A 15,827-nucleotide genomic window follows, 5' to 3' on the forward strand; every position below is an offset into this window, starting at 1 on the left:
CCATGGCCGAGTTCGATTCCCCAAACACGCGCGACGGTCATCGAGTTCGTCGCCGATGCCGGCTCGTAACGGCAACGATATCGCAGTTCTTTCACAGCCCGTACTTCTTCCGCTTTCTCCAAAAGGTCGCTCGGCTCATGCCGAGCAATTGCGCAGCGCGGTCGATATGGCCATGGGCGGATGCCAGGGCTCGGCGAATGCGATCGGCCTCGTTTTCCGTTACCGGCAAGTCGGCGACCGTCGGCGATAGGGGCTCTTCTCGAAATTCGGGCGGCAGATCGTCCAGCTGCAGTACGTCGCCCCGTCCCACGGCAAAGGCGTATTCCACGACATTTTGCAGTTCGCGCACGTTGCCGGGCCAGTGATGATCCAAAAGCACCCGCATGGCTTCCGGTTCGATGCTCTGGATACGGCGCGGCCCGTGAAGATTGTGCTGGTCGATGAAGTGCTGCAACAGAAGACCGATGTCCTGCCGCCGTGCCCGCAGCGGCGGCAGAAAGATGGGGACCACGCGCAAGCGGTACATCAAATCCTCGCGGAAGTGTCCGGCCTTGACTTCCTCGCGCAGCGACCGGTGGGTGGCCGCGACGATGCGCACGTCCACGGTGATCGGATGATCGCCGCCCACCGGGATAAAGGTTTTCTCCTGGAGTACGCGCAGCAGCTTGGCTTGCAGCTCCAGCGGGAGTTCCGCGACTTCATCGAGGAAAATCGTGCCGCCGTCGGCGCGTTTGAACAGTCCCTGGTGATCCTTGATCGCGCCAGTGAATGCGCCGCGGACATGCCCGAAGAGCTCGCTTTCCAACAGATTGGCGCTAAGCGTGGCGCAGTTGATGGCTAAGAACGGATGACTGCGGCGATGGCTTTCCTCGTGCAGGGCTTGAGCGACCAATTCCTTGCCGGTGCCCGATTCGCCCCGGATCAAAACCGTTGCTTCGGTCTGGGCGACGTTGCGGATGATTTGGAAGGCTTGCTTGAGGGCGGAATCGCGGGTGATGAGGCCATGAAAGACTTCCGCTTTATCCGCCGCTTGCAGTCCGATGCTTTTCGTTCTGGGCTCGGCCTCTGCCGGCCAAAGCATTTCGATCGCTCCCGCAAAACGCCCTTGGGCGTCGAAGAAAGCTTGGGCCGAGCGTTTGACGCGGACGGTTCCGCCCTGTGCATGATCGAGTTCAATCGAAACGCCGTCGATCCTTCCTTCTTGGGCAATGCTATTTCGAACATCGCGATCTCGGCAACGGATGGCAGAGCTACAAGGTTGTCCCAGCACTTGCTCGCTGGAAAAGCCGAGCAGGCGCTCTGCTCCACGGCTCCATAGCAAAATTTCGCCTTTTGCGTTAACGACGAAGACGGCGCCGCCCATCAGTTCGGCCAAAGTCGATACGGCTCTATCGGGTCCGACGGTGCTCAACCAACGATTCAGAAAAGGAGAGAACTGGCTCACAATGAGGCGATTGAAAGGTTTCGGGGGTGTTTCAAGCGACGTGTTTTGTTGCACATAATGTATCACGCGAAACGTATAATGAAACGTCGGGTAGGTAGGGCCATGGCCAGGAGTCGTAAAAACCCGCGAAACGCCGGGCACGCCGTAGATGCGAAGGGTTGTTCCGGCGTAGGCACGGTCTTTGTAAGTAGTCAGTCAGAGTTGGCGGATTCCTGATCCAAAGGAGGCTACGATGATCTTCAAACAACTTTTTGAACCCGATACCTTTACCTACACCTATCTGCTCGCCTGCGAACGGACCCGTCGCGCGTTGCTGATCGATCCGGTCGCGACCGAGGTCGAAAATTATATTGGCCTAATAAAAAAACTTGACCTTGATCTGCGCTACACGATGGAGACTCATGTCCATGCCGACCACATTACGGGCTCCGGGCTTTTGCGCGAGCGTTTGGGCAGCAAGAGCGTCGTGCACCGTGACGCTGGCGCCATGTGCGCCGATCTTCTGGTGACCGACGGCATCCTGCTTCAGATAGGGGACATCGAAATCGAGGTGCGGCACACTCCCGGCCACACCAACGGCTGCGTAAGCTATGTCGTCGGCGACCGGGTTTTTACCGGCGATGCGTTGTTCATCGGAGGTTGCGGGCGTACCGACTTTCAGCAGGGCGATGCCGGTCGGCTGTACGACAGCATCATCAAGAAACTGTTCACCCTGTCGCCCGATACTCTGGTTTATCCGGGGCATGACTACAACGGCAACACGGTTTCTACCATCAAACAGGAGATGGCCAAAAATCCACGCGTGGGAGGCGGCAAGAGTCGCGAGGAATTCATCGATATCATGAATAAACTTGACCTGCCGTATCCGAAGTACATCGATCAGGCGTTGCCGGCAAACCAAGCCTGCGGCCGGGAACTCGCCGTACGCCACGGCTGAAACGCTCGCTCGCCAGAGAAACATTACCGGAACCCGGCCTCTGTGCGTAATTGAGAGGTCGGGTCATCCGGTATTTGAGGGAGATTGCTCATGACCCTCGTCGTCATCTTATCGCTCGTGATCGGTTTGCTGCTGGGATTGCTCGGCGGTGGCGGATCGATACTCACAGTCCCGGTGCTGGTCTATTTGGTCCATATCGAACCTAAAACAGCCATTGCTACATCTCTAGTCGTCGTGGGCGTCACCAGCCTCGCCGCAGTTGTCAATCACGCCCGCAACGGGCGGGTCTGCTGGCGTACCGGACTGATCTTCGGCATCGCGGGCATGGTGGGTGCCTATGGCGGCGGACGGCTGGCGGCCTATGTTCCGGGCGGCGTTTTGCTGTTGCTGTTTGCTGCCATTATGTTCGGCACAGCTTTGGCGATGTTGCGCGGGCGACGGCAAAACAACGTGGAAGCGGATGCGGTTAAGCCGATTTGTCCGGCCGATCTCCCTTTGCTGGCGATTATATTCGACGGGCTCATGGTTGGTGTCCTCACCGGATTGGTTGGTGCCGGCGGCGGCTTCTTGGTCGTGCCTGCCTTGAATTTGCTCGGTGGATTGCCCATGCACGCGGCTATCGGCACCTCATTGTTGGTCATCGCCATGAAATCGTTTGCGGGCCTCGCCGGATATATTACTCACGTCAGTATCGATCTCGAATTGGTTTCCATCGTCACCGGCGTCGCAATCGTTGGCAGCGTGTTAGGCGGACTGCTCTCTCGCCATGTCAGTGGACAATCATTGCGGCGGATCTTTGCGGTATTCGTCATCGCGATCGCCTGCTACCTCCTGTACAAAGAACTGACGCCCCAATTGATCGCAGAGACTCGGGAAGCGCTTCTGAATCGTCCCGATTTCTTTTTAGGTATGGCCACCATGCTGGGGATCGTTGCGATTGCACGGCTTTGGCGATGGATTCATGCTCAAGGCCTGCATCAAAAAAAAAGTAGCATTTACGCTGAATCCCGGTAAAGTGCTGAGCGCTATAAAGATGATTGGCATGCAATTTCGGTAATATTGGCATCCGGCACGGAATTGTTCGGCGATTCTGAGAGCGCCAAATTTGGCGCTCAAATGCCCATTCACCAGTTTACCCATTAAGGGCTGATCGACCAGGACATGCATAACATCCGCTTACCGTTTCCCCGCTCTGGGCTTTATGCCATCACTCGAGAAGCTTACCGGAATGAACAAGCCTTGGCCGAGGCTGTGGCGGCAGCCATTCGGGGCGGGGCTGCCGTGGTTCAGTACCGCGCGAAAGCCTCCCGCGATCCGCTACGCGAGGCGGCGCGTCTCTTGGCCGTCTGTCGCGACGGCGGCGTGCCGTTGATTATCAATGATGATGTGGAACTTGCCCGTCGTGTCGGTGCCGACGGGGTGCACGTGGGTAAGGACGATCTGTCGTTGACGGAAGCGCGGGACGTTCTGGGGCCGAACGCCATCATCGGCGTATCCTGTTACGATTCGGTCGATCTCGCCGTCCGGGCCGAAGCCGGCGGTGCCAGTTATGTCGCTTTTGGCCGGTTTTTCCCTTCCAAGACCAAGCCCGATGCGCCTTGCGCTCACCTCGAAACGTTATCGTTGGCCAAGCGGCGGTTAAGCATTCCTATCGCGGCCATTGGCGGCGTTACGGCTGAGAACGGTGGCCAGTTGGTACATGCCGGGGCGGATTTATTGGCGGTGATCGAGTCGGTATTCGGGGTGGGCGATCCTTGCCTTGCTGCCTCGGAATTTGCTCCTTTGTTTGAACACGTAGGAAGAAGCGAAAGGCCCGTCTCGCCGCCAGCACTTTAACTGGAGTGGCGGCTCGGCGCGGACCAATGGATAACACTTCAGTTAGGCAGTTAGCGTCTTCTTGCCGCGACGAGTTTTCAGCAGGGGAATGCCCCATGCCAGCAACAAGAGGCTCGCCGGCTCTGGAACCGGGCTTCCCGAAGTCGGGGGAGGAGTGCGAATCAAGCCGTGCAGCGAGGCGATCTTCACGAAGTCGTCTTTCGTAGTCAATCCACAAGTCTGTCCAGACCCGCAGGAAATTTTCGGATTGTAGGCGCTGACCAGCCAATATTTGGAGGTGATGCCGGTCGGGTTGATGTTCGTCGGCTGGTCTTTTTGTAAATTGGCGTAGTTGTCAACCAAGGACCACCCGCCGGTCGTGGTTAGATTGCTATAGTTGTATCCGGTTAGGTTCGGCAACACAGCGGTGTCGCTCGTATCTGCGGTATACGCCAGAACCGTGATATCCGTGTCGCAGGTTATTTGAGTATAGCCAATGTCACATTGGCTAGTGTTGCCAAAATTCGGCCATCCGATGGTGATTTGGTCCAGTGCGACGGCTGCATCGAAAGCGAAGACTATCGAATCAATGCGTCGGTAATTGTCCATCGCGTGTTCCGGTGTGGAGCAACTTGAGTCGCCGGCGGAACAAACGCCCAATCCTCCGGAATAGGTGCCTACGTTTGCTGTCCGGAGATTTCCGCTTCCGTAGGTGTTGCTTGAATTTACGTAGGCTGACCACTCTAGGCCCGGAGCACCGCTAGTCGTCGTGATGCCACTGTTGGGGAGTCCCCAGGTATAGTTCGCCGAAGCTATGGGCGCTAAAAATGAAGCAAAGAATCCAACCAAAGCGAATTTACCGAGTCGTTTCAGTGTACGCATTCTGTTACTCATCGTTTTATTGTTGTTACAGCAAGTATTATGCAACCGAGGTGCCAATACTGTTTTTTTGTTAATTTTCAATGGCATGGGCTTTAATGTCGCTAATGAGCGACGGCCATATGGAAAAACTGTAAAAAAAACTGACATGAGGACGCGCTTGTGGGAACAGAACGAGAACGAAAAACTTGGGTGAATCGGTGCTCGTTTCTTAAGTAACGAATTTTTCAAGCGATTGTTCTCGACAAGGAAAATGTAAGCGTCGTACAGCGATCCGAATCTCGGCCCGCTTACCGATGATCCTGCAGCTTAGCCTGTAATTTCTTCGCGTCTTCGATCTCATCGAACATCGTATTCGCACGTAAAGCTTCGTTTAGCTCGTTAAGGGCCTCTTTTCTCCGGCCCAGTGCATCCAAGGCGACGGCAGTGTGGTAACGGATTTCGGGGTCGGACGACGAACGAATATGGGCATTCCGCAAGTAGGGCAATCCTTCGGCAGGCTTTCCCTGTCGCACGAGAATCCATCCGATCGTGTCGTTCACCGAGGGGTTGTCCGGAGCCGCTTTGTGGGCTCGTTCCGCGAGCTCCAAAGCTCTCGGGTCGTTTGCATTCGAATAGAGAACAGCCAGGTTGTTTAAGGTAGGCGGGTAGTCCGGGTATCTTTTGAGAATCCGTTCGAAATACCCGATCGCCTCAGCCTGTTTCCCAGCCTGGAGATAGCCCTCGGCGAGGGCTTGCATCGAATTGAAATCCTCCGAGTGGGAACTTACCCATTGCTCCAGGAAACGGAACGCTTCCTCGCCTTTCCCCGCCAGTCTTTGCGCCTGATAGAGCCTGACGGCGCCCAGTGAATCTTGGTTCTTCTGGAAGGCGGATCGATAACTGACAATGGCCTCGGCGTATTGGGATTGATGCATCCGAATGTCGCCCGTCAGTTGATCGCTCAAAGCGAGGTCGGGATGTCGGTTGTGCAGATTCTCTACTACTTCGATGGCTTTTTCGGTTATCCCAGATTTTAGGTAAGTCTCCACCAAAGCCGCCTGGACGGGAAGATAATCCGGGTTGGCGCGGGCGGCGCTTTCGAGAGACCAGATTGCGTCGCTCACGGCATCCGCAGCGATTTGCAATCCAGCCGTTTTAAACAATCGCTCGGCATCGTTGAATGCCGAGCGGGCTATCTTCTGCAAGATAACTTGCGCGACCGGTTTTTTACCAAGGGCAAGCTGACAGCGGGCGGACGCCGTCAAAACGTCCAAATTGTCGGGAGCTATCGTTTCCGCTTCCTGAGCCACAGCGAGTGCTTTTTGGGTATCGCGGACTCCTAGATACCTGTCGATCAGTTTGAGTTTGATGTGTATGGCCTTGTTATCGGCGGCTCGCGCTTTTTCGAGCCACCGTAGAGCCTCGGTGCTGCGTCCGCGGGCATCCTCCAGCGCAGCGAGTTGGATCATGGTCTGCGTATCCTGGGGCCGTTCTCGAAGAATACCCAAGAAGCGATTTTCGGCTTGCTCGATTTTCCCTTCGATTAGATCTAACTTGCCGAGATTAATCAGCGAAGGAAGAAAGCTGGCGTCTTTTGAGAGCGCTTTTTCGAAATTCTTCCGGGCTGAATCGCGCTCCCCGGATGCCATTTGGGCCGCCGCCAGCATGTTGATCAGCGTCAGGTTATTCGGTTCTCGCTCCAGCGACTTTGTCAGAATCTTCACGGCTTCCGCTGGCTGCCCCCGTTTTAGGTACAGCACACCGAGCGCGATTGCCGCTGGGCGCTGGCCGGGATCGTTCTCGAGAATGGATCTCAGTTCGCTGATACCGATGTTCTGCTGACTCGTTCCCAAGCGGCTAAATGCCAACTGGGTTTTGACCTCCGCTAAACCGCCGCTGGCTTGGCTCGCTTTCTCGAGTGCGGTGATCGCGTCCGAATGCTGGCCTTTGTGCATGTAAGCGGTGCCGAGCAAATACAGCAAGCGGAAATGATCGGGATGGTACTTGAGTGCCTGGCTGAGGATACGGATAGCCTCGTTATGGTCTCTTTGCTCCACCAGCACCGAGCCGAGCGCTTCGGCGACTTCTGCATGGCCTGGATATTGCTCGAAATAGTGGGTCAGGAATTCACGAGCTTTTTCGAAGTGGCGCAGGTTGTAATTAGATAACCCCGCCACCAGCAATAAAGTAGGTTTTCCCCTTACGACTTGCGTATCGAGTCCATCGATAACGGTTACAGTTTCGTTCAACGCGGTTTTCGCAGCTTCGGGCGCACCTTTACGCGCCATTAACAGCGCGTAAAGGTAGTTGGCCCTAGGCTCGAAGGGTTGCGTCTTTCGCAGAAAATTCAGGTCTTCCGAAGTATGATCGTTCTTGCCCAGCTCGAACAGCAGGCCGGCGCGGGCGAGTCGGGCCTCGTAGTGCTTCGGTTCTAGGTCGATCACGCGGCCATATTCTTCTATGGCTTGTTCATGTTGCCCCTTGGCGTGACTGATCGACGCCTTGAGATTCCAGCCATCGGCATTGGTCGCATCGCGGGATACGGCTTCTGCTGCGATCTTTTCGGCGTCGTCCACCATGCCTCGCCGCAAGAGCAGGGTTCCCTGCCCAACCAATGGCGAAACGGCTTTCGGATCGAGTTTCCCTGCCTCCCGGAAACTCGCCGCCGCTGCTTCGAAATCCCGCACCTCCGTATAAGCTTGTCCGCGTAGAGCGAGAATCTCGGACCGAAGCTCCGGTGGAAAACCTTCGGCCGACACCGTCGCGAGCAGATCGTGGTACTTCATCTGCGTTAGTAGGGCCTGGGCGAGTGGCACTACGGTCAAGGAGCGATCCGCGCCCAGGCGATTGGCGTTAAGCAGTTCCTCGGCCGCTAGTTCTCCGTTTCCTAGTTTGAGATAAGAGAGTCCCAGAAGCAGATGAGCCGAAGGTAGTCCAGGTGATAACTGTAGAGCATTCTTCAGTTGAATCACCGCAGTGTTGTAATCCTCCTTGTTGTAATAAACCAAGGCGTCTTCATAAAAAGCGGAGGCACTCTGGGTTTCGGCCCGGGAAACAGGAGACGTTAGCAGGACGGCCACAAAAACATAAGCCATTTGAACTTTAAGAAATACAAAAGGCTTAAAGACTCGAGCCTTGATCGATTGCATGAAATGGTCTCGACAACAATAAGTGGATTGGATCTGAGCTCTCAATGATAGAAGAGCAGTTGAAAAATATTACGAGCCGGACGAGAGGAAGCGGAAAAACGCAGCCTGGAATTTTCGTGCTTTTCTTCTGATTCTAGCGGCTATCCCGTCCCCGATGTCCGCTAATACGTTCTGCTGTCTCTTTTCATAAATATAGTCATATCATGAACTGGAACTGGTCTATTACCAATCTTTTCGCTGCGTTGCTGTTGCCTCCGCTCAACATGCTCGTTATCGGAGCAATCGGTTTCTGGCAGCTCAAGATGCGGCCTCGGCTGGGCCGCGGTTTGATCGCCGTCGGCCTTTTCGGATTGGGGCTGCTGTCGATACCTTACGTGTCCAACTGTCTGTTGGCTACGCTCCAGGTTCCGCCTCTGCCTGCCGTCGACCGCGATGCGGAAGCCATCGTGATTCTCGGCGGGGGCATTCGGTCGAATGCACCGGAGTATGGCGGCGATGCAACCGTCAATGATCGCACTCTGGAAAGGATTCGATACGGAGCGTCCTTGTGCCGCAAGACCGGAAAACCGATCTTGGTCACCGGCGGCGCGCCCGAAGGCTACGCGGCGGAAGGTCCTATCATGCGCTCGATTTTGGAGAACGAGTTCGGCGTCCCGGTCCGCTGGGTCGAAAGCAGGTCCCTAAATACGAGAGAGAATGGCCGATTCTCCGCACCGATTCTCAGGCAAGCAGGCATACGCCGGATTTATCTCGTCAGCCATTCCTGGCATCTGCCGCGAGCGGTTCCGGAGTTCGAGCGGGAAGGCTTGGAAGTGGTCCCTGCCGGAACGGGATATGTGCCGACGGACCGCCTCAGGCCGATCGATTTTGTACCCAGCTATCGGGCCATAACCAACAGCGCCTTCGCATTTCACGAATGGATCGGCCTGGCGTGGTATCGGATTCAAGGCTGACGGCAGGCAGTTCCGGGAGCGATTAGGAATTGGTCCAAGATTCTTGTCAGTTCAACGGGCCACTGCGATCCATGCGGCGCCCTGCCAACTGGGCGATCTCTGAAAGCGGCAGCGGCCGGCTGAACAAATAGCCCTGGCCAAAATGGCAATGGTGGCTGCGGAGAAATTCGAGTTGTTCGGGCGATTCTACTCCCTCGGCAACGACCTGCAGGTTGAGATTGTGGGCCAAACCGATGATCGCTCGAATGATTTTTCCGTTATCGTTCTCCAAACACGCGCCGGCGATGAAGGATTTGTCGATCTTAAGGGCGGAAATTTTGAATTGCCTCAGGTAGCTTAGCGAGGAATAACCGGTGCCGAAGTCGTCGATCAGCACGTCGATCCCCATGTCGGCCAGCTGATCCAACACGGCGATGGTCTCTTGCACCTGCTGCATCGCGAGGCTTTCGGTCAGCTCCAGTTTGAGCCGTGACGGCGAAAGACCGACGCGTGACAGAATGTACCCGATGATCTTGGTGAGGTTATTCCGGAATTGATGGCCGGACAGGTTCACCGAGACGCTGAGATCGGTTCCCAGGATTTTCCCGAACTGAAGACAGTCCCGACAGGCCTGCTCGAGTACCCAATCTCCGACCGGATTAATCAGGCCGGTGTCTTCCAAAAGCGGCACGAACTGGTCTGGAGGAATCATGCCGCGGTCCGGGTGATTCCAGCGGATGAGCGCCTCCATGCTGACGATGCGGCCGTTTCGTAGGTCAACCTGAGGTTGATAATGAAGCGAGAATTCTCTTCGCTCCAGGGCGTTGTATAAGTCGTTTTCCAAATCCAGCCGCGTGCTGTTTTTCTCGTGGATTTTGCCGGAATAGAACTGATAGGTGTTCCGGCCTTGGTGCTTGGCATCGTACATCGCCAAATCGGCGTGGCGGATCAAGTCGTCGACGTTTTCGGCATCGCGGGGGCTCAAAGCGATGCCGATGGTTACGGTAATGCGGCGTGTACGATTGCCGAACAGAAAAGGTTCCGTAAATGCCTTCAACACCCGCTGGGCGATATTATTCGCATCGTCTGGGCCACCCAGGTCGTTGATAATAAGTGCAAATTCATCGCCGCCCAGCCTGGCAACGACGTCGCCTCGGCGGGTGCGTCCTTTTTCACGCAAGCACTTTGTCAGCCGCTCGGCAACCTGTTGCAGCAGGCGGTCGCCGATCTGGTGGCCGAAAGTATCGTTGATGGTCTTGAAGCGGTCGATGTCGAGGTACAGCAACGCTGCCTGCTTGCGTTCGCCATGCGCCCTGAGGATGGCTTTTTTCAGGTGATTGCGGAACATCAGTCGGTTAGGAAGTTCGGTCAGATGGTCGTGATTGATCAGCTGATCGACGAGAGAATTCGTAAATTTTCGGGAGCTTAGATCGGCGAATACACCTATGTAGCGAATGACTTGATGTCCGTCGTCCTTCAATGCAGTGATGCTCAGCCATTCCGGGTAGATCTCGCCGCTCTTCCGTTTATTCCAGATTTCGCCCTGCCATTGGCCGGATTCATCCAGGCTGAGCCACATTTGGCGATAGAATTGCCGGTCGTGCCGTCCGGAACTGAACATCGAAGGTTTGCGTCCTATCACCTCGTCTTTCGAGTAGCCGGTGATGGTGGTCAGCGCACGATTCACCATCACGATATTGGCTTTGGCGTCGGTGATGAGGATGCCTTCCGAACTGGTTTCGAACACGCTGGCGGCGATTCGAAGCTGTTCTTCGGCGCGCCGGCGTCCTTCTTTGTTCCAGATATTCCGGATTGCCAAGGCTAAAGTATCTGCAAAGGTGGCGACGAGAAGTTCGTCGTCCCCGTCGAAGAACCCGCCGTCGGTCTTATCGCAGAGATAGAGGCGCCCATACGTCTCTCCGTTGTGGGAAATCGAGACGGCGAGAAGGTTGCGCATGGGCGGGTGGCCCGGCGGAAATCCCGCCGCATGCGGGTGCTCGTGCAGATTCTGCAGCCGCAGAAACTGGTTCCGGGCCAGTGCCCTCCCGAGGAGTCCCTTTCCTTCCGGCCAGTGTTCGATGCGCTGCGCCTGTTCTTCGCTCAAACCTGTGTAGATGAATTCGGCGAGTTGGCCTTGCTCGTCGAAAATCCCGATCGCCCCGTAGCGCGCCGACAGCAGACGGGTCAGATATTCGAGAGAACTTTCCAATAGATGCCGTTCCAGCTTTATCGTATTCATGATCCGCAGCAAGGAACGGGTCGCTAGGCTAAGCGATCTCAGCTGCTCGGACCATGATGGCGAAGGATCGCGATTCGTCGACAATTCGGCATGGCGATGCGATTCATCCGACAAAAGCTCCTTTTCGCGCTTCAGGAGCGCGTCAATCAGGCTGGTTCGGGTTACGGCTCCGATAAAATCGCCGCTATCGTTGAAAACCGCTAGAGCCGCCAGGTGCTCGTTTTCCAGCCTGCTTTTCACGATTTCGAGCGGCGTGTTTTCATGGACAGGGGCCGGAGTCGGGTCAACCACCAAGTCCGCCAGTATCCGGTCCGGATTCCGGGCGATTTGTTCGCTCGATATGAGTCCCAGAAAGAGACTTATCCCAGCGGGGAGGACATCGAAAACGCTATAGATACAGCCCGGCTCGAGCTCCTCTCGTGATGGCCGGTCGTCGGCTTTTGCTCTTGTCAGTTGATCGGTTAATGCTTCCCGTGCGCAAAGTCTCGAGCGTCCGATTGGATGGTTAGTCGAATCGCTCATTCGTCGGCCTGGGCGAAACGGTTCATGAGGTTTTCAAGATCCACAGCCAACTGTAACGCTTGTTCACTAGTGTTGGCGGTCCGCTCAGCCTCTTTCGCGATGTTCTTGGTTTTTTGGTTGATGTTTTCGACGTTGCGCATGATTTCTTGAGTGACGCAGGATTGCTCCTCCACGGCACTTGCTACCTGCACATTCATATCCTTGATTTCTTCAATCGCTCGCGTGATCTCGGAAAGCGTTTCATTGCAGACCTCCGCCTGTTGCACGCTCACTTGAGCTTGCCGGCGGCCTTTCTCCATAACGGCGGTGGCTTCCTGGGCTTCTTTCTGCAGCCGCTCGACGATTTTCTGGATTTCCCGGGTCGAACTCTGGGTGGTAGACGCCAGCTTGCGTACTTCTTCGGCAACGACCGCGAAACCGCGTCCCCGCTCGCCCGCGCGCGCAGCCTCGATGGCGGCGTTCAAGGCCAACAGATTGGTTTGATCGGCGATGTCGCGGATCACGTTGACTACGACATCGATGCCTCTGCTTTCTTGTTCCAGTTTTTCTATCACCTGTGCGGCATTCTCGACCTCATGGGCCAAGTCGTCGATTGCAACGCTGGTCTGCCCCACGGCATGCTTGCCCTTGCCGGCTGCATGGGTCGCGCGGTCGGCTGCGGAAGCGGCTTCTGCGGCATTGCGGGCGATACTCTGAACGGTTGCCGTCATTTCATCGACCGCCGTCGCTACCATGGCGATCTCCGACTGCTGATGGGTGAGGTCGTTGCTGGTCTGGCCCGCTGCCTGCCGGGCGTGAGTCGCCATGTCCTGGAGCCGGGCGGCGGCATCATCGAAGCGCCCGATTACGGTTCGCAGCCTAGCCTGCAAGGAGACGATAGCGGTCTGCAATTGGCCCACTTCATCATCTCTTCCGGCATAGACCTTTCGGGCGATACCGTTGTCGATGAACTGCTTGGAGAAATTCGCAGCCTGGGTGAGCGGCCGTGTGAGAAGACGTGCCATGAATAACGAGAGGGCCACACTGACGGCGGCTGCCGCATAAAACGCGGGTTGCGCGCCGGCTCCGGTAAAACCGAGAGCTAGCAGGGGCGCCATGGCGACGAGAAATCCGACGAACGCTTTCGCCGAGAAGCTCAATCGGAGCAGCGAAGGCAGCTTGAACTTTTTTTCGCGGAACGACCGGTAGAGCGCTTCGGCCCTAGCAACGTACTCCCGTGAAGGACTCACCCTCACCGATTCGTAGCCGATTATGCGGTCTTTATCCAGCATCGGCATAACGAATGCGTCCACCCAGTAATAGTCGCCGTTCTTACATCGATTTTTGACGATGCCCATCCAAGGGGTCCGGTTTTTCAAGGTGGTCCAGAGATCGGCGAACGCTTCCGGCGGCATATCCGGATGTCGAACGATATTGTGGTTCTTATTCAATAGCTCCTGTTCGGTGAACCCGGCGACCGCCTGAAAGTCCTTGTTCGCGTAAGTGATGATTCCCTTAAGATCGGTAGTCGAGATCAGTTGTGTACCGGCGGGATACGTCGATTCGTTTGCAGTGACGGGAAGATTGATTTTCATAGAGAAGCCTTTGTTCAGTCCGCTCGGCAGGCAAAGCGCGGGCGCGCGTTCCGTTTGCATCGTCGAGGCAGGGTTCGTTCACGTTGCGAAAAGGCCATCCGCGCTGGTGTTAGGAAAAATCCGGGGACCATGGGGATGACGGCCTAGAGTATAGGTGGGAGGAAACAAGAAATTTCTTATTTTTAGCGCTGGCGTTTCCCTGGTCCTTGTACTGCCAGCGAGGCAGTTCGGATAGTAGGAAGCGAGCGGCGCCAAGAGCGGCGGCGCAGGCCGAATCGCACCGGCCCGATTCGCATATTCGCCGAACTGGTCTAACTTTTGGGCCAGTTCTCCAGAAGTTCTACAGTGACTGTCGGGATCGGAGCGAGCGGCGGCTCCCAGCCGTCGGACCGAACCGGCTGGAGGCTCCGGTTTTCTTACAGGCGCTTTTTAGGGGTCCGTTATGTCCGAACACACCGATACGCTGATTGGTCATTTGCTGGAAGTTCGCAACGGTCAATTCGTAGCCAAGCTATTGAGCGAGGAAGAAGGCTTTTGCCCGACTGTGTCGGTGGACGGTGAGCTCAAAGTGGTCGGACAACCGGGATCTTACGTATCGATCCGTCAGCACGGTTTTCGATCCTTGGCGCTGATCAATCATGTAGAAGCAGATCGTTCCGGTGGTCGAATATGCCGTTCCGCGGCCGGCAGCCTGGTCGCGCTTACGCCGCTCGGACAAATTACCGATGAAGGCGTGTTCCAGCGCGGTGTAAGGCATTTTCCGACACCCGGCGCCGAAGTGCACATCGTGGCCGAGGACGAGATCGATTCGATTTTCGCGAATTACCGGCAGTATCGGTTCAATCCCGGCTATCTCCGCAGCCATCCCTCGACCGGCGTTTACCTGGATCCGTCGGCTTTGTGCAGTCGCCATTTCGCTATTCTCGGGCAGTCCGGCTCCGGCAAGTCATGGTCGGTGGCAAGTTTGATTCAGTGCATGGTCGATGCCATGCCCAACGCGCATATCATCCTGCTCGATTTGCACGGCGAATATTGCTGGAAGGATAGGAGCAGGGCTCTCCATTCCGCCTTTAAGCCGGAACAGACGCGTTATCTCGACGCCCGAGCCCTGGAAATTCCTTATTGGCTGATGACTTTCGCCGAGTTGCTCGACCTGCTGATCGATCGCAACGACCCGGGAGCTGCCATACAGACTGCTTTCCTGCGCGAGACGATTTACGAGTTGAAGAAAAAATCGGCGAAATCCCTGGATTTGGAAACAATCTCGCTCGACTCGCCAATTTATTTCTCGTTACAGGAGGTTTACGACAGCTTCAAGGAAGCCAATGAATTCCGCACCGATTTCGGCAAGACCAAAGGCCCGCTGTTCGGCCAGTTCGACGAGTTTCTGGTCAAGCTGCTGAGCCGGCTCAATGACGTGCGCTATGATTTTCTGCTCAATCCGGTAAGACGGAACCGCTCGGAGAGTCTGCCCGGGCTGCTGCGGGATTTCGTCGGATTGGGCGACCCCAAATGTCAGATCACGATTATCGACTTGAGCCCGGTACCTTTCGACGTGCGTCCGACCGTTTCCGCGCAGATCGGGCGCTTGGCCTTCGAGTTCAATTACTGGAACCCGTTCAACCGAGAGTTTCCCATTCTCCTGGTCTGCGAAGAAGCTCATGCCTATATTCCCCGTGAGTCCAACACCCAGTTTGAAGGCACTCGCAAGACCATGGAGCGGATCGCCAAGGAAGGGCGCAAGTACGGTGTCGGTTTGGGGGTTATCAGTCAGCGGCCCCACGAGTTGTCGGAAACGGTATTGTCGCAATGCGGCACGTACATCTGCCTGCGCATTACCAATCCCGACGACCAGGACTATGTGCGCAAGCTGGTGCCGGAGGGCGAGTCCGATTTGGTCGATATCCTGACGTCTCTCAGCCGGGGCGAGGCCATGATCCTCGGCGAGGCCATCCCACTCCCTACCCGGACCCAGATTTATAAGCCCGACCCGACGCCCAACAGCAACGACGCGGATTTCTATTCGGCGTGGAAGTCCGGTCCGGAAGATTTAGACATCGAGGGCATCGTCGATCGATGGAGGCGGCAGGGGCGGTAAGCCGGGTGCTTGTCCGGTACTGACCAGATTTCCGCCATTTTCTTGAATGTCTTGGGTATTATTAATCAGGCCTGTAAATACCCTCCTGGCATTTTCGGGCCGCCGCCCAGGCCCGGTACACGCCCGGCCTGGGCTCACGCGGCTTGTCGCCGCGCCGGGGCATCCCTGCCCCGGATTAACCCGGCCTATATTTATAGGCCGGGTTAACAATGATTTAGATTGCCTATCTAAGGTCGGCCCACAATCTTATGCACAG

10 protein-coding genes are annotated in these 15,827 nt (G+C 56.1%); 5 read left to right on the forward strand and 5 right to left on the reverse strand.

What is annotated here, in order from left to right; genetic code table 11:
- Positions 1 to 91: 91 nt before the first annotated feature.
- Positions 92 to 1,411, reverse strand: a complete 1,320-nt coding sequence (locus ACWJJK_RS03480; protein ID WP_240502380.1) for a sigma-54 interaction domain-containing protein — start codon at positions 1,409 to 1,411, stop codon at positions 92 to 94.
- A 265-nt stretch (positions 1,412 to 1,676) separates the two neighbouring features.
- Between ACWJJK_RS03480 and ACWJJK_RS03485 the strand changes: the two genes are divergently transcribed.
- From ACWJJK_RS03485 to thiE, 3 genes are all read left to right on the forward strand, one after another.
- Positions 1,677 to 2,381 (forward strand): MBL fold metallo-hydrolase, encoded by a 705-nt coding sequence (locus ACWJJK_RS03485; protein ID WP_077728385.1) that lies wholly within the window; start codon positions 1,677 to 1,679, stop codon positions 2,379 to 2,381.
- Positions 2,382 to 2,471: 90 nt separating this feature from the next.
- Positions 2,472 to 3,395, forward strand: coding sequence for a sulfite exporter TauE/SafE family protein (locus tag ACWJJK_RS03490; protein ID WP_077728384.1), 924 nt, complete (start codon positions 2,472 to 2,474; stop codon positions 3,393 to 3,395).
- Between the two features lie 147 nt (positions 3,396 to 3,542).
- Positions 3,543 to 4,217, forward strand: coding sequence for a thiamine phosphate synthase (gene thiE, locus ACWJJK_RS03495; RefSeq protein WP_156880189.1), 675 nt, complete (start codon positions 3,543 to 3,545; stop codon positions 4,215 to 4,217).
- 42 nt (positions 4,218 to 4,259) lie between these two features.
- Here thiE and xdp1 read toward each other — a convergent pair whose 3' ends face one another.
- Both xdp1 and prsT read right to left on the reverse strand, forming a co-directional pair.
- Positions 4,260 to 5,078, reverse strand: coding sequence for an exosortase-dependent surface protein XDP1 (gene xdp1 / locus ACWJJK_RS03500; RefSeq protein WP_143735049.1), 819 nt, complete (start codon positions 5,076 to 5,078; stop codon positions 4,260 to 4,262).
- 287 nt (positions 5,079 to 5,365) lie between these two features.
- Complete coding sequence (gene prsT / locus ACWJJK_RS03505) at positions 5,366 to 8,206, reverse strand: XrtA/PEP-CTERM system TPR-repeat protein PrsT (protein ID WP_133717672.1); 2,841 nt, start codon at positions 8,204 to 8,206, stop codon at positions 5,366 to 5,368.
- A 203-nt stretch (positions 8,207 to 8,409) separates the two neighbouring features.
- On the opposite strand from prsT, the gene ACWJJK_RS03510 reads away from it, so the two are divergent.
- The gene (locus tag ACWJJK_RS03510) at positions 8,410 to 9,159 is read left to right on the forward strand and encodes an ElyC/SanA/YdcF family protein (protein ID WP_208110136.1); all 750 of its coding nucleotides are present in this window, start codon (positions 8,410 to 8,412) and stop codon (positions 9,157 to 9,159) included.
- A 46-nt stretch (positions 9,160 to 9,205) separates the two neighbouring features.
- Here ACWJJK_RS03510 and ACWJJK_RS03515 read toward each other — a convergent pair whose 3' ends face one another.
- Together ACWJJK_RS03515 and ACWJJK_RS03520 are read right to left on the reverse strand one after the other, a co-directional pair.
- Positions 9,206 to 11,899, reverse strand: a complete 2,694-nt coding sequence (locus ACWJJK_RS03515; RefSeq protein WP_454128658.1) for an EAL domain-containing protein — start codon at positions 11,897 to 11,899, stop codon at positions 9,206 to 9,208.
- Positions 11,896 to 13,473, reverse strand: coding sequence for a methyl-accepting chemotaxis protein (locus ACWJJK_RS03520; protein ID WP_347258972.1), 1,578 nt, complete (start codon positions 13,471 to 13,473; stop codon positions 11,896 to 11,898). Before ACWJJK_RS03520 ends, ACWJJK_RS03515 begins: the two co-directional genes overlap by 4 nt.
- Before the next feature lie 442 nt (positions 13,474 to 13,915).
- On the opposite strand from ACWJJK_RS03520, the gene ACWJJK_RS03525 reads away from it, so the two are divergent.
- Positions 13,916 to 15,571, forward strand: a complete 1,656-nt coding sequence (locus ACWJJK_RS03525; protein WP_434131052.1) for a helicase HerA-like domain-containing protein — start codon at positions 13,916 to 13,918, stop codon at positions 15,569 to 15,571.
- Positions 15,572 to 15,827 lie beyond the last annotated feature (256 nt).

This window comes from Methylocaldum gracile (assembly GCF_053646815.1).